1 protein-coding gene is annotated in these 372 nt (G+C 67.7%); it reads right to left on the bottom strand.

What is annotated here, in order from left to right; translation table 11 throughout:
* The coding region (locus QWI17_RS18105; protein ID WP_302723933.1) for a sigma 54-interacting transcriptional regulator at nt 1-372 on the bottom strand (372 nt) is incomplete at both ends.

The following is a 372-nucleotide window of genomic DNA, read 5'->3' as shown; positions in this document are numbered from 1 at the left end:
AGTTCCAGTAACCCAAGCTTGCCCTCGGCCCGCGCCCCTTCGAATGCCCCCGGGCCATAGCCGAACAGCTCGGTCTCGGCCATCGACTCTGGCAACCCGGCACAGTTGAGTGCCATCAATGGCGACTGCCCGCGCGGGCTGGCCAGGTGGCACGCCCGCGCCAGCAGCTCCTTGCCGGTGCCGGTCTCGCCCTCGATCAGCAACGGCGCATCCAGCGGCGCCATGCGCCGCGCTTCACGCACCACGGCTGCCATCACCCGCGAACTCTGGAAGATGCTGTCGAACCCCCGCAACTCCTGTTTGCGCACGTTGTAGATGCGCTCGCCAATGCGGTCGGCACGGTGCAGGGTAAGCACGGCACCAGCAAGCGCC

This window comes from Gilvimarinus gilvus (assembly GCF_030518155.1).
Classification (GTDB): Bacteria; Pseudomonadota; Gammaproteobacteria; order Pseudomonadales; family Cellvibrionaceae; genus Gilvimarinus; species Gilvimarinus gilvus.
The sequence above is the reverse complement of the archived record's forward strand: the minus strand, read 5'-3'. Positions and strand labels throughout refer to the sequence as shown.